This is a genomic window from Streptomyces sp. 13-12-16 (genome assembly GCF_002114215.1).
Lineage (GTDB): Bacteria > Actinomycetota > Actinomycetes > Streptomycetales > Streptomycetaceae > Streptomyces.
This window is the reverse complement of the sequence record NZ_NCTE01001124.1, coordinates 15,861-18,087: the sequence shown is the minus strand read 5'-3', so window position 1 is coordinate 18,087 and position 2,227 is coordinate 15,861. Positions and strand designations below refer to the sequence as shown.

Here is a 2,227-nt window from a genome sequence, read left to right as displayed (position 1 = left end):
GCCTCGCGCTGGTGCTCCAGGGGTCGCTGCTGGTGCGGTACGCGCCGCCGCAGGTGGCCGACGCGTTCTGCGCGGCGCGGCTGGGCGGGGACGGGGGCGCGGCGTTCGGGACGCTGCCGCACACGCTGGACCTGGCGTCGGTGGTGGAGCGGGCCCGCCCGGTGTCCTGAGGGCCCCGGCCCGACCTGGGGGCGCGGGGAACCGCGCGACCGGCCACCCACTGCCGGCGGCCGCCGACGCGTTAAGTCGCACCCCGTGCCGCGCACCCCGTCGAGCTGCCGCAGGCATGACGCGGGGGTGGTGCTGCGCCGACACGGCACCACCCCCGCCGCACAGGCCCCTTACGAGCCGTGGACGCCGCTCGGGACGGCGTCGCCCAAGTTTCAAACACCCTGGGGCTCTCCACCAGGGTTGCAAGGGGTTGCAACTTGTTGCCGCCGTGGCCGTACCGGTACCGGGCGTTCGCGCCGGGGGCAGACGGCAGTATGAGTCACGACAGCCTTATCTCCGGGAGGACCGGTGGCGCTCTCGCCGATGGACATGACGCAGCTGGCCGCCGTCGACACGGCACGTGCGGCGCGGGTGCTCGACGAGGTCCGCTCCGCCACGCTCTCCGGGCAGCGTACGCCCGTGGCCCCCCGCCCGGTGATCGGGCAGTCCTGGGAGCGGATGCTGCGCAGTGGTGTGGATCCGGACCACGGCTTCCGCAGCGGCCTGCTGTCCTGGGAGGAGGTGCAGCGGCGGCGGGAGGCGTCGCCGCTGCGGCAGGTGCTGCCGGTGCTGCGGGAGGGGCTGCTGTCGGTCGCGGACGTCGCCCACCACATCATGGTGGTGGCCGACGAGGAGGGCCGGGTGCTGTGGCGGGAGGGCAGCGCGCCGGTGCTGCGCAAGGCCGACGGGCTGGGTTTCGAGATCGGCGCGGACTGGCGCGAGGAGGTCGTCGGCACCAACGGGGTGGGGACGCCGGCGGTGACGCGGCGTCCCGTGCAGGTGTTCGCCGCCGAGCACTTCGTACGGTCGCACGCCACCTGGACGTGCGCCGGGGCGCCGATCACCGATCCCCGCGACGGGCGGCTGATCGGCGTGGTGGACGTGAGCGGGCCGCTGGAGACGATGCACCCGGCCACGCTGGCGTGGGTCGACTCGGTGGCCAAGCTCGCCGAGGCGCGGCTGCGGGAGACGCACCTGCGGTCGCTGGAGCGGCTGCGCGCGGTGGCGGCCCCGGTGCTGGCCCGGATCGACGGGCGGGCGCTGGTCGTGGACCGGCAGGGGTGGACGGCGGCGGTGACGGGGATGCCGTACACGGAGCGGCTGGCGCTGCCCAAGTCGGTGTCGGCGGGCATGCGGTGGCTGTCCGCGCTGGGCCGCTGCTCGCTGGAGCCGCTGGCCGGGGGCTGGCTGGTGCGGGCGGCGGACGAACCGGTGGCGCGTTCCTCGTCCCGGATCGTGCTGGACCTGAGGGGGCCGCGCCGCTGGTCGGTGGAGGTGTCCGGCGGGGCGGGCTCCTGGACCCGGGAACTGAGCCCCCGGCACGCCGAGTTGCTGTACCTGCTGGCCGTGCACCGCGCGGGGCGCAGCGCCGCGGAGCTCGCCCGGGACGTCTTCGGCGACCCGGACCGTACGGTGACGGTCCGCGCGGAGATGTCCCGCGTACGCCGCTACCTGGGCCCCCTGCTGGACCACCGCCCCTACCGGTTCACGGAGGCCGCCGAGGTGAGGACCGTCCTCCCGGACGACCCCCGCGACCTGTTCCCCCACTCGACGGCCCCGGCGCTGGGCCGTCGGCGGCGGCCGGCGCGGTAGGCCCGACTCCCGCCCGTCAGGACCGCGCGGGGTCGTACAGGTGTGCCCGGGGGCACTCTCGGAAGGTCGCTGTTTCGCATATTTGCAGGGTCTTCGGCTCCCGGGCCGTTCGGCTGCCGTAGCATCCGGGTACGGGCCACCCCAACTGCTCCACGGTCAACCCTCGGACCACCGGACGCAGTTGGCTCGTCTCGGGAGGACGTCATGAAGCATCGCGGCAGACACCGCCGGCGCAGGCAGGGCAGGGCGCTGCGGGCGGCGCTGGCCGGGACCGCCCTCGCGCTGACCGCGGCCGCCACCATGATCAGCGCCTCCCAGGCCACCGACGCCGACGACCCCGGGGCGCTGAAGCCGCTCACCGCGTCCGCCGAGACCGCGCCGCTGCGGCTGACCGAGCACCACGTGCCGCGCGAGGCGCTGGACC

The 2,227-nt window shown here is 75.5% G+C and carries 1 protein-coding gene and 2 pseudogenes; all 3 read left to right on the top strand.

Annotated elements, in window-relative coordinates; genetic code table 11:
* A pseudogene (locus B7767_RS48670) lies at positions 1 to 170 on the top strand (DNA alkylation response protein); the annotation flags it as partial.
* Between the two features lie 364 nt (positions 171 to 534).
* Complete coding sequence (locus B7767_RS36290) at positions 535 to 1,803, top strand: helix-turn-helix domain-containing protein (protein WP_085575751.1); 1,269 nt, start codon at positions 535 to 537, stop codon at positions 1,801 to 1,803.
* Between the two features lie 204 nt (positions 1,804 to 2,007).
* Positions 2,008 to 2,227, top strand: a pseudogene (locus B7767_RS36285) (hypothetical protein); the annotation flags it as partial.

Bases quoted from the DNA above. Each gene is read 5' to 3' on its own strand.
- B7767_RS36290 (WP_085575751.1), top strand. From the start codon at position 535: ATGGACATGACGCAGCTGGCCGCCGTCGACACGGCACGTGCGGCGCGG.